Below are 16,450 nucleotides of genomic sequence, written 5' to 3'. Positions count from 1 at the left end.
GAACCGGCCCGGTGTGTCGAGGAGAGGACAGTCCGATGCCACGGGACCTGGCAGGCGCGAAGGAGGAGCGGTGGGGGCTGGTGGCCGTCGCCGGGATCTGCTCGTTCCTGGCCATGTTCGACATGAGCGTGGTGACGGTGGCGGTGCCCGACATCGCGTCCGGCTTCGGCGTCCCGGTGCACCTCGCCCAGTGGGCCGTGCTGGGCTACCAACTCCCGGTGGTCGCCCTGCTGCTGCCTGCCGGGCGCTGGCTCGACCGGGCGCCGCTGCGGCCGGTGGCGCTCGGCGCCCTGGCCGGCTTCGGCCTGTGCGGTGCGGTGGCCGCCGCCGCGCCGGTGGCGGCGGTGCTGATCGGGGCGCGGCTGCTCCAAGGGGCGTGCGGGGCCGTGCTGTTCGTGCTGATGCCGCTGCTGGCGGTCCGTGCCGTACGGCCGGAGATGCGCGGCCGGGCGATGAGCGTGCCGGCCACGCTCGGGCCGCTCGGGGCCGTCACCGGACCGGCGTTGGGCGGGGTGCTGCTGGACCACTGGGGCTGGCGCGCCGTCCTGTTGGTGAAGTTGCCGCTGTGTGCGCTCGCCTGGTGGGTGGCCCACCGCGGACTCCCCTCCGCCGGACGACCGACCGCGCCCGGACGGGCCGAGCGCCGGGACGCCGCACTGACCGGTACGGCAGTCGGGGCCCTGCTGCTCGGGCTGACGTTCACTGAGGGGTGGGTCGGACCGGTGCTCTGCGGGATCGCGCTGGTGACGGGGGTGGTGTGGGCACGGACTGACGGCGGGCGCGGCGTGCGCGAAGCGCTGCGGACGGCCCGGACGGGTGGCGTCCACGGTGCCGTGCTGGCCCTCGCGGCGGCCTTCGCGGCGGTGCACTTCCTGTTGGCGGTGTACCTCCAACGGGCGGAAGGCGTCTCGGCGTCGGCCACCGGGCTGGCGCTGCTCGGCTTCCCCGCCGCGATGGCGGTGGCGGGCCCGGTGGGCGGGCGGCTCGCCGACCGCTACGGGGCACGGCCGGTGGCGGTGGCCGGAGCGGCGCTGGTCGCCATGGGATTCGGCCTGCTCGCCACGGCCGGGGCCTGGCCGCCCCTCCAGGTCGGCTGGCGAATGGCGGTGGCGGGACTCGGGATGGGGCTGTACGGCGGCCCGGCACAGCTGATGGTCCTCGAAGCGGTGGGGCCGGAGCGGATGGCCACCGCCGGTTCGACCGTACAACTCGCCCGCAGCGCCGGTTTCGCGCTGGGTCCGGCGGCGGCCACCGCACTGGGGAGCCTGGGCGGTGGAGCGCGCACCGGGCCGGTGCTGGCCACGGCGGCCGCGCTGCTGGCCGCGGCGCTCCTGCTCCGCGGGACGGTACGACGCGGAACGGTACGACGCGGAACGGTCCGGCGCGGCGCGGCATCGGCGAACGGTGGCTCAACTCCGCCTTCGTAGCCGTCCGTTACCTGCGTGACACTCCGGCAGCCCCGGCATACGAACGGGCTCCCCTACCCGACGCCACCGCACGGACCCCGGCGGCGACCTTCACCGCCACGGACATCGACGACGCCTCCTACGCCCGGCTCTCGTCCAAGTGCCCTCACAGTCCCGCCCCATCCGGCACCTCCGCCGATCCCCAACACCCCTTCCCCGCAAGACCCCACAAGACCCCACAAGACCCCACCAACCCAGCATCTCCCCACCCGCCTCCACAGAAAGGCTTCCCATGTGCGGCATCACCGGCTGGATCTCGTTCGGCGAGGAACCCGGGCACCGGCCTCACCTCATCGACCGGATGACCGCCGCCCTCGCCCCTCGCGGGCCCGACGGTTCGGGCCTCTGGATCGGCCCGCACGCCGCCCTCGGGCACCGGCGGCTCGCCGTGCTCGACATCGAGGGTGGGGCGCAGCCGATGACGGCCCGCCCCGGCGGCCCACCGCGCACCGCCAGGACCCCCACACCCACTTCGCACCCCAACTCCGACCCCACCGACATCGTCCTCAGCTACAGCGGCGAGGTCTACAACCACCACGAGCTGCGCGAGGAACTACAGGCCGCCGGGCATGACTTCGCCACGCGCAGCGACACCGAAGTGGTGCTGCGCGGCTACCAGGAATGGGGCGCGGGAATCGCCGAGCGGCTGGTGGGCATGTACGCGTTCGCCGTGTGGGACGCGGGTGCGCGCCGGCTGCTGCTGGTGCGGGACCGGATGGGCGTCAAGCCGCTGTACTACGCCCGGACACCCGACGGCGGCCTGGTCTTCGGCTCCGAGCCCAAGGCACTGTTCGCACACCCCGACTGCGCCCCGCGGGTGGACGCGCAGGGGCTCAGGGAGGCCTACGGCCTGGTGTTCGGGACGGGGGCGACGCTGTGGGCGGGGGTGCGGGAGGTGCCGCCCGGCGGCCTGGTGGTGTTCGACCGCGACGGGCTGACCGAGCGGCTCTACTGGCAGTTGACCGCCCGCCCGCACGAGGACGGCGACCTCGCCACCACCACCGCCGAGATCCGCCGGCGCCTGGAACACGCGGTCCGCTCCCAACTGGAGGCGGACGTACCGCGGTGCAGCCTGCTCTCCGGCGGCCTGGACTCGACGGTCGTCACGGCACTGCTCGCGGACGAACTCCGGCTCCGCGAGGGCCCGGCGGCGCGACTGCGCTCGTACGCCGTCGACTACAGCGACCAGGCCGAGCGCTTCACCGGCGATGTGCTGCGCACCGGGCACGACGCGCCGTACGCCGTCGAGGCGGGCGCGTTCATCGGCACCGAGCACCGGACCGTCGTACTGGACCCGCAGTCGCTGCTGGACCCCGGGCACCGCGCGGCCGTGGTCGCCGCCCGCGACTCGCCCATCGGCGTCGGCGACATGGACACCTCCCTCTATCTGCTCTTCGGCCGGATCAAGGAGCACTCGACGGTGGCGCTGTCGGGCGAGGCCGCGGACGAGGTGTTCGGCGGCTACCCGTGGTTCCACGATCCGGCGGCGCTGGCCGCGCCCACGTTCCCGTGGCTGCGGGTCACCAGCGACCAGGCGGCGATGCCGCTCCACCCGGATCTGGCCGGGGAGTTGCGCATCGGGGAGTTCCAGCGCGACACCTATCGCACCGCGCTGGCCGCCGTGCCGCGCCTCGACGGGGAGAGCGCGGCGCAGCGCCGGCAGCGCGAGATGCAGCATCTGTCGCTGACCCGCTGGCTGCGCCAGCTCCTGCACCGCAAGGACCGGCTCAGCATGGCGCAGGGCCTGGAGGTGCGGGTGCCGTACTGCGACCACCGGCTGGTCGAGTACGCCTTCAACACGCCCTGGGAGCTGCACGGTCACGACGGCCGGGAGAAGAGCCTGCTGCGTGCGGCGGGCGCCGGGCTGGCCCCGCGGTCCGTGTTGTGGCGCGCCAAGAACCACTATCCGGCCACCCACCACCCCGACTACAACCGCGGTCTCCAGCGGCTCGCCCACGAGGCGCTGGACGGGGCCGACGGGCGGGTGCGCGACCTGGTCGACGCGCGGGTCGTCACCTCCGTCCTGAAGACCGCGCCGGAGCAACTGGAGTGGGGCCACCGGCTGCGGCTGGAGCGGGTGGTGGACCTCGCGCTGTGGCTCGACCGGTACCGGCCGGAGATCACGGTGTGAGCCGGAGCCGAGGCCGGAGCGTGAGCCGGAGCCCCAACCGGCTGTCCGTACGCCGTGGGCCCTGCCCTCCCCCCATCCGCAGCCCCGTCCCACCACCTCGCAGAGCCCCCTGCGAGGCCCACCGAAGCCATAGAAGCCCTGAGCAGTCCCAAGAAGCCCTGAGGAGCCCCTGATGAACCCCATCGAGCCCCCGAGCGCCGCCGACTCCCCAAGCCCCCTCGCCCCGCCGAGCACCAACAGCGACAACAGCACCACCAACACCGGCAATCCAGCCGACGCGATCCCGACGGAGCCAGTGGAGCTCTACGGCACCGACTACAAACGCGACCCCTACCCCCTCTACGCCGCGTTGCGGGACCGCGGGCCCGTACACCGCGTCCGCTTCCCCAGTGGGGTGTGCGCCTGGCTCGTCACCGGGTACGACGCGGCGCAACAGGCGCTGACCGACCCGCGGCTGGGCAAGCACCACTCGCGCGGCAACGCGGCCTGGCGGGCGCGCGCCTCGATCATGCCGGAGCCGCAGCACTCCCAGCTCCAGGTGCATCTGCTGCACCAGGATCCGCCGCGGCACACCGCGATGCGCCGGATGATCACCGACGCGTTCGCGCCGCAGCGGGTCGAGGCGCTCCGTCCGCGCTTCCAGGAGAGGGCGGACGCGCTGGTGGACCGGTTCGCCGACGCCGGTCGGGCCGACCTGGTCGCGGAGTTCGCCGCGCACTTCCCGTTCCGGGTGCTGGCCGAAGTGATCGGTCTGCCGGAGGAGTTCGCGGTCCGCTTCGACCGCGACTGGGGGAAGGTGGTGCAGCCCGTCGGGCCCGCGGACCCGGCCCGTCCGGCGTACGAGGCACGGCTGCGCGGGCTCCAGCAGTACATCGCCGATCTGGTCGTGCACAAGCGGCGCGCATCGGGGGCGGACCTGCTGTCCCGTCTGGTGGCCGGTCGTGACGCGGGCGAACTGACCCAGGAGGAACTGGACTCGATGATCTTCCAGTTGCTGGTCGCCGGCCAGGAGCCGGTCACCAACCAGATCACCACGGCCCTGGTCACCCTGCTGCGCCACCCCGCGCACCTCGCCGCGCTGGCCGCCCGCCCCGAGCTGCTGCCCCGTGCCGTCGAGGAACTGCTGCGGCACGACGCCGCGTTCGAGCTGACGACCTGGCGGTTCTTCGCCGAGGACAGCGAGCTGCACGGGACCCGCATCCCGGCCGGTGACTCGGTGATCGTCTCGCTGTGCGCGGCCAACCGCGATCCCCGGCGCTTCGCCGACGCCGACGCCCTCGACTTCGACCGCTCGCCCAACCCCCACCTCGCCTTCGGCCACGGCATCCACTTCTGCCCGGGGGCCGCACTGGCCCGCGCCGAGTTGCAGATCGCGCTGGGCACCCTGCTCCGCCGGCTGCCCGACCTCCGGCCGGCCGTCCCGGAGGAGGAACTGTCGTGGATCCCGGCCGTACTGGCCCGCGGGGTGAACCACCTCCCGGTGACCTACGCACCGCACGCCTCGCACGAATCGCACGCATCGCATGAATCGCACGCATCGCACGCATCGCACACACCGGAGGGGGCGGGCGCCCACGGGCGAAGCAGCGCACCAATAGGCGCCGCCCCACAACCCGCGGCCCCCGGCTGCCCGATGACGGCGGCCCGCACCACCGGCACCCCGGGTGCAGCATGCTGACCCCGGACACCATCGAGGCCGAGAGCGAGGCCGAGTTCGAAGTCGAGTTCGATGTCGAGATGAAGGCCGGTATCACGGCCGACATCACGGCCGACACCGAGACCACCAGCAGGACCAGCAGAACCCCCGAGACCATCAGGACCCCCTGCACCGACCCCACCGATCACCCCATCCCCATCCCCATCCCCACCCCCGACACCCGCGCCACCTGCGAGGCGATCCTCCGCGTCCTCCTCCCCTACCGGCGCACCCTGGACGACACCCACGGGGACACCCCGGACGCCTTCCCCGCCCAGCTGCGCCAGTTGGCCCCGTGGGTGGCGGCGGGCCGGCCGGTCCCGTTCACCCTGCCGGGCTTCCCCTGCAAGTCGCCCCACCCCGCGAAGGTGCTCGGCCCGCTGCCCGACGAGGGCGAGCGGCTGGCGCTGCGCTTCCTGGACCGGCTGTGCGCCCGCGTCGCGGCCGTGTACCCGCCCGGCGCCCGGATGGTGATCTGCTCGGACGGGCATGTCTTCAGCGACCTCATCCGGGTGCCGGACGCCACCGTCGACGCCTACGGGGACGCGCTGCGGGCGCTGCTCCGGGACGAGGGGCTGGCATCTCGGCTCAGCGCCTTCGACCTCCGCGCGGCGTACGGGGACCTGCCGTACGACGCCAAACGGGCCCGGGTGGAGGCGGAGCACGCGCCGTCGCTGGAGGCGCTGCGGGCCGAGACGCGGGCCGACGAGACCGCCCGGCGGCTCTACCTGGGGATCACCCGGTTCCTCTTCGAGGACACCGACCTGTCCACCTACCCCGGCACCCGTTCGGCGTTGCAGCGGGAGTGCCGGGCCCGCGCGTACGAGGTGATCCGGCGGAGCCGGGCCTGGGGGGAGCTGATCACCGGGTACCACCCGGGGGCGGTGCGGCTGTCGATCCATCCGCAGCCGCGGGGGTCGGCCAAGTTCGGGATCCGGCTGCTGGACGCGCCGGACGCGTGGATGACGCCCTGGCACGCGTGCGTACTGGAACATCCCGACGGGCGCCGGGAGTTGCTGCGGCGGGCGGACGCCGAGCGGCGGGGCCGCCTGGTCCTGCGGCAGGGGCGGCCGAGCCACTTCGCGGCGACGGCCGCGGGTCCGGCGGCGGATTGAGCGACGCCGGGCCCCTGGGTCCCGTCCGCTCGGGCAGGACCGCCCGGACGGCTCCTGGCACCGGCACCGCCGAGCCGGCGTCCCGGTGCCGCCGGGCCCGTGGCCGCGCCCAAGCCTGGGCTACCGGCCCGGCCCCCGAAGCGCGCCCCCTCACACGTGCGGCTCCCGGTGATCGAAGGCGATCAACGGATCGCCCGTCAGCGGGTGTTCGGTCACCGCGGCACGCACACCGAAGACCTCCGCCAGCAGCTCCGGCGTCAGCACGGCCCGGGGCGGGCCGGAGGCCACCAGCCGGCCGTCGTGCAGGACGTGCAGCCGGTCGCAGAGGGACGCCGCGGCGTTCAGGTCGTGCAGCGAGATCAGGGTGGTCCGGGCCCGGTCCCGCAGGAGGGCCAGCAGCTCGACCTGGTGGCGGACGTCGAGGTGGTTGGTGGGCTCGTCCAGCACCAGCACGTCGGGGTCCTGGGCGAACGCCCGGGCCAGCAGGACGCGTTGCCGCTCGCCGCCCGAGAGCGCGGCGAACCGCCGGGCGCCCGCACCGGACATGCCGACGGCGGTGAGCGCACCGGCCACCGCCGTCCGGTCGGCGTCGTCCTCGCCCGCGAAGGCCCGTTTGTAGGGCGTTCGCCCCATTGCCACCACCTCGCGCACGGTCAACTCGAAGTCGGTGGCGCGCTCCTGCGGCAGTGCCGCGACATGGCGGGCGGTCTGCCCGGGGGACAGGGCGGCGAGGTCGGTGCCGTCGAGCAGGACCCGGCCGGCGGTGGGGCGCAGGTGGCGGTAGACGGTCCGCAGCACGGTGGACTTGCCGCTGCCGTTGGGGCCGACCAGCCCGACGATCTCCCCTGCGGCCGCCACGAGATGGACCCCGGCGACCACGTCCCGCCCGGAGTAGCTGACCCGCAGTTCCTCGATGTCGATCCTCATCGTTCCGCCCCCAGCCGCCGGTCCAGGACGAACAGCAGGGCCGGCGCGCCGATCATGGCGGTGACCACGCCGACCGGAAGTTCCTGGCCGTCCAGGGCCGTTCGGCAGACCACGTCGACGACGACCAGCAGCAGCGCCCCGGTGAGGGCCGCCAGCGGCAGCAGCCGGCGGTGGTCGCCGCCGACGACCAGCCGGCACAGATGCGGCACCATCAGGCCGACGAAGGCGATGGCGCCGGAGACCGCGACCAGGACGCCGGTCAACAGGCTGGTCACCACGAACAGTTCGCGGCGCAGCCGGGTGACGTCCACGCCGAGCCCGGCCGCCGTCTCGTCGCCCATCAGCAGGGCGTTCATCGCGCGGGCGCGGGCCTGGAGCACCAGCAGTCCGGCCGCGACCGCGAGCACCGGCAGCCACAGCGCGCCCCACGTGGCTCCGCTGAGGCTGCCCATCAGCCAGAACAGCACCCCGCGGGTCTGCTGTTCGTCGCCGGCCTGGAGGACGAGGTAGCTGGTGAAGCCGGACAGGAACTGCCCGATGCCCACGCCCGCCAGCACCAGCCGCAGCGGCGAGAAGCCGCCGCCGCGACGCGCCATCGCCCACACCAGCGCGAAGGCGGCGAGCGCGCCGGCGAACGCGGCCGCCGACAGCCCGAGCCCCAGCGCCCCGCCGGCGCCGGCACCCAGCACGATCGCGGCGACCGCGCCGAGCGAGGCGCCGTTGGAGATACCGAGTAGGTACGGGTCCGCGAGCGGATTGCGCACCAGGGCCTGGGTCGCGGTGCCGACCAGCCCGAGGCCGGCGCCGACGACGGCGGCCAACAGGGCCCGGGGGACGCGGAGTTGCCACACGATCAGTTCGTCCGTGCCGGGCCGCGGCGGGGCCCCGCCGAGCCGGCGCAGGACCACGGACCAGACGTGTCCGGGCGCCAGGTCCGTGGCGCCCAGGGACACCGCCGCGGTCAGGGCCGCGACCAGCGCCAGGGCCAGGACGACGGCGAGCGGCCCGGAGCGCGGGGAGTGCGCCCGCCTCCCCTCCGGCACGGGTTCCCGCTCCCCTGCCGGAACGGGCACCCGTCCCCCCACGGGGACGGGTGCCTGCTTCCCCGCTGCCGGGCCCACTACCGGGCCGCCTTGAACCGTGCCGGGTACAGGGCGTGCGCGATCTGCTCGACGGTGTCGGCGTTGCGGGTGCCGGCGATGGTGGTGGGCTCCGAGCCGATCCGCAGGAACCTGCCGTCGCGGACGGCCGCCAGGCCCTTGGTGGCGGGGAAGGACTCAAGGAACCGGGCGGCCTGGTCGAACGCCGCCGCGTTGGCCGCCGCGTCGCCGCGGTCGCGGACGCCCAGCTGGATCCAGTCGGGGTTCTTGGCGACCACGTCCTCCCAGGAGACCGGCTTGAAGTCGCCGTCGCAGTCGCCGAAGACGTTGCGGGCGCCGGCCTGGGTGATGACGGCGTTGGCGACCTGCTTGCGGCAGACGGCCATCGGCTGCTTGGTGCCGGCGTCGAAGTCGAAGAAGAAGTAGCGGGGGCGCTGCGCGTCGGGGACGTCCGCGACGGCTTTGTGGACGGCCGCGACCTTGGCGCGCATTCCGGCGACGAGTTCCCGGGCCCGCTGCGCGGTGCCGGTGACGGCGCCGAGCCGGGTCAGGTCGCCCTCGACGCCGGACAGGTCGCGCTGCGGCGCCTTCGCCATCGGGGCGCAGGCGGTGGAGGCCAGATAGACATGGCGGATGCCCGCCGCCTTGAACTCCTCGTCCGTCGGGGCGTCCCCCGCACCGCCCATGCCCCCCATGCCGCCCATCGCGGCGAAGGTGTCGATGTAGAGGTCGGCGCCGGAGCCCAGCAGCTTCTCCTTCGGGATGACGGCCGTGCCCAGGACCGGCACCTTGGCGGCCCGGGCGCCGAGGTCGCCCGGCAGCGTCCCCTTGCCGGGCGGGAATCCGGTGCCCACGACCCGGTCGCCGGCGCCGAGCCGCAGCAGCATCTCCAGGGCGGCGGCGTTGCTGGTGACGATCTTCCGGGGCGGGGCGGTGAACGTGGTCTCGACGCCCTTGCAGTCGGCGACCCGTACGGGAAAGCCGCCGTGGCCCGGAGGGCCGCCGTCCGCTGCCGCACCGCTGTCCCCGCTGCCTGAACCGCACGCCGTGGCGGTCAGCGCGACGACCGCCGCGAGTCCGCACCACTTTCCTGGGCGCATGGGCCTTCTCCCCTACCACTGTGACACTGCGGCCGGTCCGCCGGCCGCGGGCCACCCTCGTGACCCGGCACAGGTAGTCGGGGACGCACCGCCTCCGGTTCCCGCCGGCGGCACCGAACTTCACAAGAAGCGGACCAGGACGCTCCACAGGCCGCCCCGCCCCCGCTCAGAGGTCCTTCTCCTCGCTCCCCTCGGGCCCGTAGAGCGCCAGGAGCCGGGTGCGGGTGCGCTGGAGGCGTTCGGCGACGGTCTCGGCGACGTAGTGGTAGACGGCGCGGCCCAGGACGGCGTCGTCCTCGCAGAGGGTGCGGACCGCGGGCGCGTCGAACTGGAGGGCCTCGACGGGGCCGACGGTCTCCGCGCCGAGATGCCAGAGGTAGGGCGGGAACAGCCAGGACCAGCCGAGGAGTTCGTCCCGGCCGAGGGTTTCGACGACGGCCGCGCGGCGGCCGGGGACGTGCTGGTCGAGCGTGATCCGGCCGGAACGGATGATCCAGAACCGATCGGCCCGGTGCCCCTCCTCGAAGACGCGGGTGCCGCGGGGCAGCGACACCTCCCGGGCGATCTCGGACAGCATGTGGCGCCGGTCGGCAGGCATCGCGTCGAACAGGTGCTGCACCGTGGGCATCTCATCCTCCATCTACCGCGCTACGACGTTTGGCACGATATGCGGCATCGGAGGGGGAATCCGGGAATGGCCGGTCCGACGGCGGGCGGCGGGGCCGCCGTCAGGCCATCTGACGGCGTACCAGGTCGTGCAGCCGGCCGCCGGTGTCGGCGAGGAGCTCGGCCGGGGTGCCCTGCTCGACGATCCGGCCGTCGGCCATGACCAGGACCCGGTCGGCGTCCAGCACCGTGGAGAGGCGGTGCGCGATGACCACGCGGCTGGCGTTCAGCGCGCGGGTGCTGTCGATGACGATCCGCTGGGTCTCGTTGTCGAGGGCGCTGGTGGCCTCGTCGAAGAAGAGGATGCGGGGACGGCGGACCAGCGCCTGGGCGATCATCAGCCGCTGCCGCTGGCCGCCGGAGACAGCACCCCCGCCGGCAATCATGGTGTGCAGGCCCATCGGCATCCGCCGGATGTCCTCGGCCAGTCCGGCCCGTTCGGCGGCCTCCCAGACCTCTTCCTGGGTGAACGACTCGGCCCCGCTGATGCAGTCGAGGATCGAGCCGGTCAGCGGCTGGGCGTTCTGGAGGACCACCCCGCACTGGCGGCGGACGGCGGCCTGGTCGAGCGCGGCGAGGTCCTGGCCGTCGTACAGGACGCTGCCGGAGGTCGGCCGGTCGAAGCCGATGAGCAGCCGCAGCAGCGTCGACTTGCCGCAGCCGCTCGGGCCCACGATCGCCACGAACTCGCCGGGCCGCACCTGGAGGGAGACGTCGTCGAGGACCAGCGGGCCGTCCTCGCGGTAGCGGAAGGAGAGCCGGCGGGTCTCGACGGCGCCGGAGAGCGCCCCGGGCGGGGAGCTGCCCCCGCGGACCTCGGGCGCCTCGTCCAGCACCGGTTTGATCTGCTCGAACATCGGGAGCGCCGCGGCGGCCTGGACGACCGCGCCGGAGATCTGGGTGACCGAGGTGAGCAGCATGGTCACCGCGGTGTTGAAGGTCAGGAAGGAGCCGGCGGACAGGGTGCCGCGGGCCGGGCCGGCGAGCAGCATGAACAGCGCCAGGGAGCAGAGCGGGAGATAGACGGCGTTGAGGACGGTGGTGAGGTTCTTGATCCGGCCGGCCTTCTGCTGGAGTTCCCGGGAGCGGGCGAACTCCCGCGCCCAGGCCGCGTAGGCGAAGGACTCCGCCGCCGCGACCCGCAGCTTGGGCAGACCGCGCAGGGTCTGGAACGCCTGGTTGTTGAGCTTGTTGCCCAGGACGATCAGACGGCGCTGCCAGCGCAGCTCCCACAGTCCCAGGACGAGGAAGACCGCGCCGATGACGAGCAGCCCGGCGAGCGCGGCGAGCGCCAGCGGGACGCTGTAGAGGAGCAGCAGCACGAGGTTGACCGCGCCGACCGTGGTGGCCTGGACGGCGACCGGTCCGACGCCCGCCAGGACCCGGCGGACGGCACTGATCCCCATGGCGGCGCTGGCCAGTTCGCCCGTGGAGCGGGTGGCGAAGAACCGGGTGGGCAGCCGCAACAGCCGGTCCCAGACGGCGGGCTGGAGGGTCGCCTCGATCCGGCCCTCGACGCGCAGCACGGTGAGGTTCTGCAACAGGGTGAAGGCGGCCGCGACGACGCTTGCGACGATGACGGCCAGCGCGACCTGGACGATCGGATTGCGCTGGGCGGCCGGTACGTAGACACCGAGGACCTGGCCGGTGGCGATCGGGACGAGGGCGCCGAGGGCGACCGTGACCAGTCCGGCCAGGGCCAGGTTGCGCAGGTCCGTGCGGGTGCCGCGGAGGCTGAAGCGCATCAGCCGCCACAGCGTGAGCCGGCGTTCGGGCAGCGGCCGGTAGAACATCACCGCCTGCGGCTCGAACTCGCCGGCGTTGTCCTTGCCGACCCGGACCCGCGTCCCGGAGGCCGGGTTGACCGCCTCGTAGCCACCGCGCCGCCACAGCAGCGCCACCGGCGCGCCGGACGCGGCGCGGTGGCCGACCAGGGGACCTGCGTCGGTGCGCCACCAGCGCCCGTCGAGGCGGACGGCGCGGGTGCGGATCCGGGAGGCGAGGGCGATCCGCTCCACCGGGCTGACCCGGTCGCCGGCCGCGGCGCCCTTGGGCGGTTCGGTGAGGGTGATCCCGGCGGCCGCGGCGACCTGCCGGCAGGCCGCGAAGGTCAGATCGTCCCCGGCCCGGTCCCGCCCCGCGCGGGCGGCGCGGTCCCCGCCGATGGCGGCCAGCAGCGCCTGGTCGGCGCGCTCACGGACGGTCTCGCCGGCCTTGATACCGGCCGCCGCGCGGGCCTCGTGGGCGCGTTCGGCCTGCTCGATCCAGCCGTCGACGGCGGACAGCAGCCGGTACTGCTGATTGACCATCCGCTGCCACAGCGCCCCGTCGAGAAGCAGGTCGGCGGCGGCCTCGGCACTGTAGGAGGCGCCGTACTGGACGCTGCCGGGCGGCACCGGCATCCACAGGACGTCGTCGTCGGCCACCGCCTCCTCGGCGGGCCGACCGTCCAGCGGCGCCTCGCACAGCACGCCCAGCCCGCGGGCGGTGCCGAGCGCGAAGGCGTGCTCCAGGGGCGTGGCGGCCGGCGTGCCGTAGGCGTCGTCGTACCCGTACGAGCCGGGTCCGCCCTGGTCCGGGCGGGGCAGTTCGCGCAGCGCGATCCGGCGCAGGCCGCAGTGCGGCGAGGGGCGGCCGACGAGGGTGTGCTGGGGGCCCTGGACGGGGCCGAGCAGCAGGGTGCCGGCTTCGAGGCGGCCGAGGAAGTGCCAGTGGCCCTCCTGGGCGGCGTCGACCGCGAACAGGTCGAGGGTGCCGTCGGTGACCAGCCACAGGACGTGCGGGCCTTCGAGGGGGACGTTGCGCAGTCCGGCACCGTCGACGGGGGTGCCCAGGCCGCCCAGGGCGTGCGTGACGGCGTCGGCGGCGCCCGGGGCTGCGTCCGGGTCCGCGGGCGGCGACGCCGCGGATCCCGCGTCGGGGGACGGGTGCATGGAGGACACGTCAGTGCTCCTTGACCAGCTGGGCGTAGGCGCCCCCGGCGGCTGTCAACTCCTGGTGCCGGCCGCGTTCGACGACCGCGCCGTGGTCGAGCACCACGATCTCGTCGCTGTCGCGGACGGTGCTCAGCCGGTGGGCGATGATGACGCAGGCGCAGCCGCGGCGCCGCAGATTGTCCATGATGACCGCCTCGGTTCCGGCGTCCAGGGCGCTGGTGACCTCGTCCAGGACGAGGATGCTGGGGCGCCGGACCAGCGCCCGGGCGATCTCCAGGCGCTGCCGCTGGCCGCCGGAGAAGTTGCGGCCGTCCTGCTCGACGCGGCTGTGGATGCCGTCGGGGCGGCAGGCGATGACGTCGTCGTAGAGGGCGGCGTCCTGGAGGGCGGCGATCACCGCGTCGTCCGGGATGGAGGGGTCCCACAGGGCGACGTTGTCCCGGACGGTGCCCTCGAAGAGGAAGACGTCCTGGTCGACGAAGGAGACCGAGGCGGCCAGCACGCTGCGCGGGATGTCCGAAAGGCGCTGCCCGTCGATCCGGATGGTGCCCTCCCACGGGGCGTAGAGGCCCGAGATCAGCCGGGAGACGGTGGACTTGCCGCTGCCCGAGCCGCCGACCAGGGCGACCTGCTGACCGGGGCCGACGGACAGCGAGAAGCCGGTCAGCAGCGGTGCGTCGAGCGGGCTGTAGCCGAAGGTGATCTCGTCGAGGGCGACATGGCCCTTGAGGCGGCGGGTGCCGGCGGTCGCGTCCGGGCGGACGGAGTGGGTGTCGGCGGGGAAGCTCTCGACGTCCTTGAGGCGGGCGACGTCGGCGGCGAAGTCCTGGATCCGGCCGGCGACGCCGTTGAGCCGGGTGATCGGGGCGGTGAAGCGGGTCACCAGGGCCTGGAAGGCGACCAACAGGCCGATGGAGAGGTGTCCTTCGACGGCGCGCAGGCCGCCGATCCACAGGATCAGCGCGCTGTTGAGGGTGGCGAGGGTGGGGGCGACGACCGCCAGCCAGGCACTGGGGACGCCGAGCCGCTGCTGCTCCTCCAGGGTGGTGGCGTGCTGCCCGGCCCAGCGGCGGAAGTAGCCGTTCTCGCCGCCGGTGGCCTTCATGGTCTCGATGAGCGTCAGGCCGGTGTAGGAGGTGTTGGTGAGGCGGGCGGTGTCGGCGCGCAGCTTCTGGGTGCCGGTGGCGCGCAGTCGGATCACGATCCGCATCGCGACGACGTTGAGCAGGGCGATCAGCACGCCGATGACGGTGAGTTGGGGGTCGTAGGTCCACAGCAGGACCGCGTAGAGGACGACCACCACGCCGTCGACGGCGGCCGCGGCCAGATCGCGGGCGAGGGTCTCGGCGACCGCGTCGTTGGACTGCAGGCGCTGGACGAGGTCGGCGGGCGAGCGCTGGGCGAAGAAGGTGACCGGCAGCCGCAGCAGATGGCGCAGGAAGCGGGCGCTGCTGAGGGTGGAGGAGATGATCCGGCCGTGCAGCAGATTGGCCTGCTGGAGACCGGTGAGGACGGCGCCGAGCACCACCATCGCGGCCATCGCCGCGAACAGCGGCCCCAGCAGCGAGGTTTGATTGCCTATCAGGAACATGTCGATGTACGTGCGGCTGAGCGCCGGCACCGCGGCGCCGACCCCGACCAGCAGCAGACTGGCGAGCAGCGCGGCCAGCAGGGTGCCGGTGGTGCCGCGCAGCCGGTCCGGCAGCGCGCGCAGGACGCTGGGCCGCCGCCCGCCCTTGCGGAACGCCTCGCCCGGCTCGAAGACCAGCGCGACGCCGGTGAAGCTGGTGTCGAAGTCCTCCACGGGCACGAACCGGCGCCCCTTGTCGGGGTCGTTGAGGTGGACGCCGCGGCGGCCGAACCGGCGGCCCATGCCGTCGTAGACGACGTAGTGGTTGAACTCCCAGAAGAGGATGGCCGGCGCCTGGACCTCGGCGAGCGCGGCCGGTTCCATCTGCATGCCCTTGGCCGTCAGGCCGTAACTGCGGGCGGCCTTGAGGAGGTTGCTGGCACGCGAGCCGTCACGGGAGACGCCGCAGGCGATCCGCAGTTCCTCCAGCGGCACATGCCGGCCGTGGTGGGCGAGCACCATCGCCAGGGAGGCGGCGCCGCATTCGACGGCCTCCATCTGGAGGACGGTGGGGGTGCGGACCGGCTTCTTCGGCTTGGCGGCGGGGGCCGGCGCCCGGCGGCGGCGCGCGGGCGGTGCGCCCTCGGGGCGGTGGCGTCCGCGCCCGGCCGGCGGGAGGTGCTGCGGGGGCGCCGCGGAGGCGTCGGGGGCGGTCACGAGAGCAGCCAATCGATCGGGTGCTGCGCGGCCAGATGGACGGCGGCGGTGGCCTGGGTCATCGAGTCCAGGGCGAACGGCGGGCCCCCGGTGGTGGACCAGGCGTAGCCGGAGGCGGTGTGCGCGGGGTCGAGCGTGACCCGCACCGCGACCGGCTGGCCGGCGCGGGAGAACTGCTCGCCGAGCTGGGCGCTGCCGAGGAACGCGGCGATCCGCTGGCGGGGTTGGGCGGTGCGGCCGACGGCGGCGATGCGACCGCGCAGCACGCCGTACCGCTGGGTGGGGGCGGAGGCGACGGCGAGGTCGACGGGAGTCCCGGCCGAGAGCGTGGCGGCGCTCTCGGCCGGGACGTACAAGGTGGCCGTCAGTGGCTCGCGCGGGCCGGTGGTCCTCTCCACGGAGGCGAGGTCGGCGCCGGTGGTGACGACCGCGCCGATGCTGGCGACCAGCCCGGTCAGCCGGCCGGCGGCGAGCGCGCGGACGACGGTGGTGGTGCCGCGCTCGGTGCGTATGCGGACCAGCGGGGCACCGGGGGCGACCTGCCCGCCCTCCTCGGCGAGGACCGCGGTCACCTGACCGGCGACCGGGCTCTGGAGGACGTAACTGCCGTGGCCGTGGGTGAGGATGCCGGGGGCGCTGAGGGTGGCGGAGACCGTACCGGTGACCGCCCAGACCGTCGCGGCGATCATGACGAGGACGGTGACGGCAAGCACCAACCAGCCCTGGGGGCGGGCGAAGCGCACCGGAAGGTCGAGTTCCTCGGGCGATTGCAGCTTGGAAAGGGCCTGTTGGCGGAACTGCACGACGCTCTTCCCTCAACTGCGGTGGCTGGTAAGGGGGGACGGTAGCACTCCGCCGGTGCGCGGGAGGGGCGAATCCGGGGTCCCGTCATCACGCTCCCGTCGGCTGCCGAAGGGCGGGACGGGCGGTGTCCGGTGCGGGCTGACGGGAGCCTGCCGTGCGGACCTGGTGGCGGACAGCCGGGTGCCCCGGGGCCCGGCCGGAACCGGGATGTCCGGGGCACTC

At 74.2% G+C, this 16,450-nt stretch carries 11 protein-coding genes; 4 read left to right on the top strand and 7 right to left on the bottom strand.

Annotated features, from left to right (window positions below):
- Nucleotides 1-35 precede the first annotated feature (35 nt).
- The 4 genes from ACIQE0_RS27600 (at nucleotide 36) to ACIQE0_RS27585 (ending at nucleotide 6,408) form a co-directional block, all read left to right on the top strand.
- Nucleotides 36-1,427, top strand: coding sequence for an MFS transporter (locus tag ACIQE0_RS27600; protein WP_402337124.1), 1,392 nt, complete (start codon nucleotides 36-38; stop codon nucleotides 1,425-1,427).
- Nucleotides 1,428-1,698: 271 nt separating this feature from the next.
- Nucleotides 1,699-3,597, top strand: coding sequence for an asparagine synthase (glutamine-hydrolyzing) (gene asnB, locus ACIQE0_RS27595; protein ID WP_402337121.1), 1,899 nt, complete (start codon nucleotides 1,699-1,701; stop codon nucleotides 3,595-3,597).
- A 172-nt stretch (nucleotides 3,598-3,769) separates the two neighbouring features.
- Nucleotides 3,770-5,275 (top strand): cytochrome P450, encoded by a 1,506-nt coding sequence (locus tag ACIQE0_RS27590; protein ID WP_402337118.1) that lies wholly within the window; start codon nucleotides 3,770-3,772, stop codon nucleotides 5,273-5,275.
- A complete protein-coding gene (locus ACIQE0_RS27585) occupies nucleotides 5,269-6,408 on the top strand; it encodes an L-tyrosine/L-tryptophan isonitrile synthase family protein (protein ID WP_402337115.1) in 1,140 nt (379 codons plus the stop codon). The genes ACIQE0_RS27590 and ACIQE0_RS27585 overlap by 7 nt, the downstream gene beginning before the upstream one ends.
- Before the next feature lie 150 nt (nucleotides 6,409-6,558).
- On the opposite strand, the gene ACIQE0_RS27580 is transcribed toward ACIQE0_RS27585, so the two are convergent.
- The 7 genes from ACIQE0_RS27580 to ACIQE0_RS27550 form a co-directional block, all read right to left on the bottom strand.
- Nucleotides 6,559-7,335, bottom strand: coding sequence for an ABC transporter ATP-binding protein (locus tag ACIQE0_RS27580; protein WP_402337113.1), 777 nt, complete (start codon nucleotides 7,333-7,335; stop codon nucleotides 6,559-6,561).
- Nucleotides 7,332-8,378 (bottom strand): iron ABC transporter permease, encoded by a 1,047-nt coding sequence (locus tag ACIQE0_RS27575; protein WP_366330571.1) that lies wholly within the window; start codon nucleotides 8,376-8,378, stop codon nucleotides 7,332-7,334. Before ACIQE0_RS27575 ends, ACIQE0_RS27580 begins: the two co-directional genes overlap by 4 nt.
- 77 nt (nucleotides 8,379-8,455) lie before the next feature.
- Entirely contained in the window at nucleotides 8,456-9,535 is a 1,080-nt protein-coding gene (locus ACIQE0_RS27570; RefSeq protein ID WP_402337110.1) for an ABC transporter substrate-binding protein, read from the bottom strand.
- 166 nt (nucleotides 9,536-9,701) lie between these two features.
- A complete protein-coding gene (locus tag ACIQE0_RS27565; RefSeq protein ID WP_366330573.1) occupies nucleotides 9,702-10,163 on the bottom strand; it encodes a cyclic nucleotide-binding domain-containing protein in 462 nt (153 codons plus the stop codon).
- Nucleotides 10,164-10,263: 100 nt separating this feature from the next.
- The gene (locus ACIQE0_RS27560; RefSeq protein ID WP_402337223.1) at nucleotides 10,264-13,134 is read right to left on the bottom strand and encodes an NHLP bacteriocin export ABC transporter permease/ATPase subunit; all 2,871 of its coding nucleotides are present in this window, start codon (nucleotides 13,132-13,134) and stop codon (nucleotides 10,264-10,266) included.
- A gap of 10 nt (nucleotides 13,135-13,144) precedes the next feature.
- Complete coding sequence (locus ACIQE0_RS27555; RefSeq protein ID WP_402337106.1) at nucleotides 13,145-15,424, bottom strand: NHLP family bacteriocin export ABC transporter peptidase/permease/ATPase subunit; 2,280 nt, start codon at nucleotides 15,422-15,424, stop codon at nucleotides 13,145-13,147.
- A complete protein-coding gene (locus ACIQE0_RS27550; protein WP_402337103.1) occupies nucleotides 15,421-16,227 on the bottom strand; it encodes an HlyD family efflux transporter periplasmic adaptor subunit in 807 nt (268 codons plus the stop codon). Before ACIQE0_RS27550 ends, ACIQE0_RS27555 begins: the two co-directional genes overlap by 4 nt.
- Nucleotides 16,228-16,450: the final 223 nt, after the last annotated feature.

The sequence above is a fragment of the Streptomyces sp. NPDC093097 genome (assembly GCF_044754325.1).
GTDB lineage: Bacteria > Actinomycetota > Actinomycetes > Streptomycetales > Streptomycetaceae > Streptomyces.
This window is presented reverse-complemented; position numbering and strand designations above follow the sequence as displayed.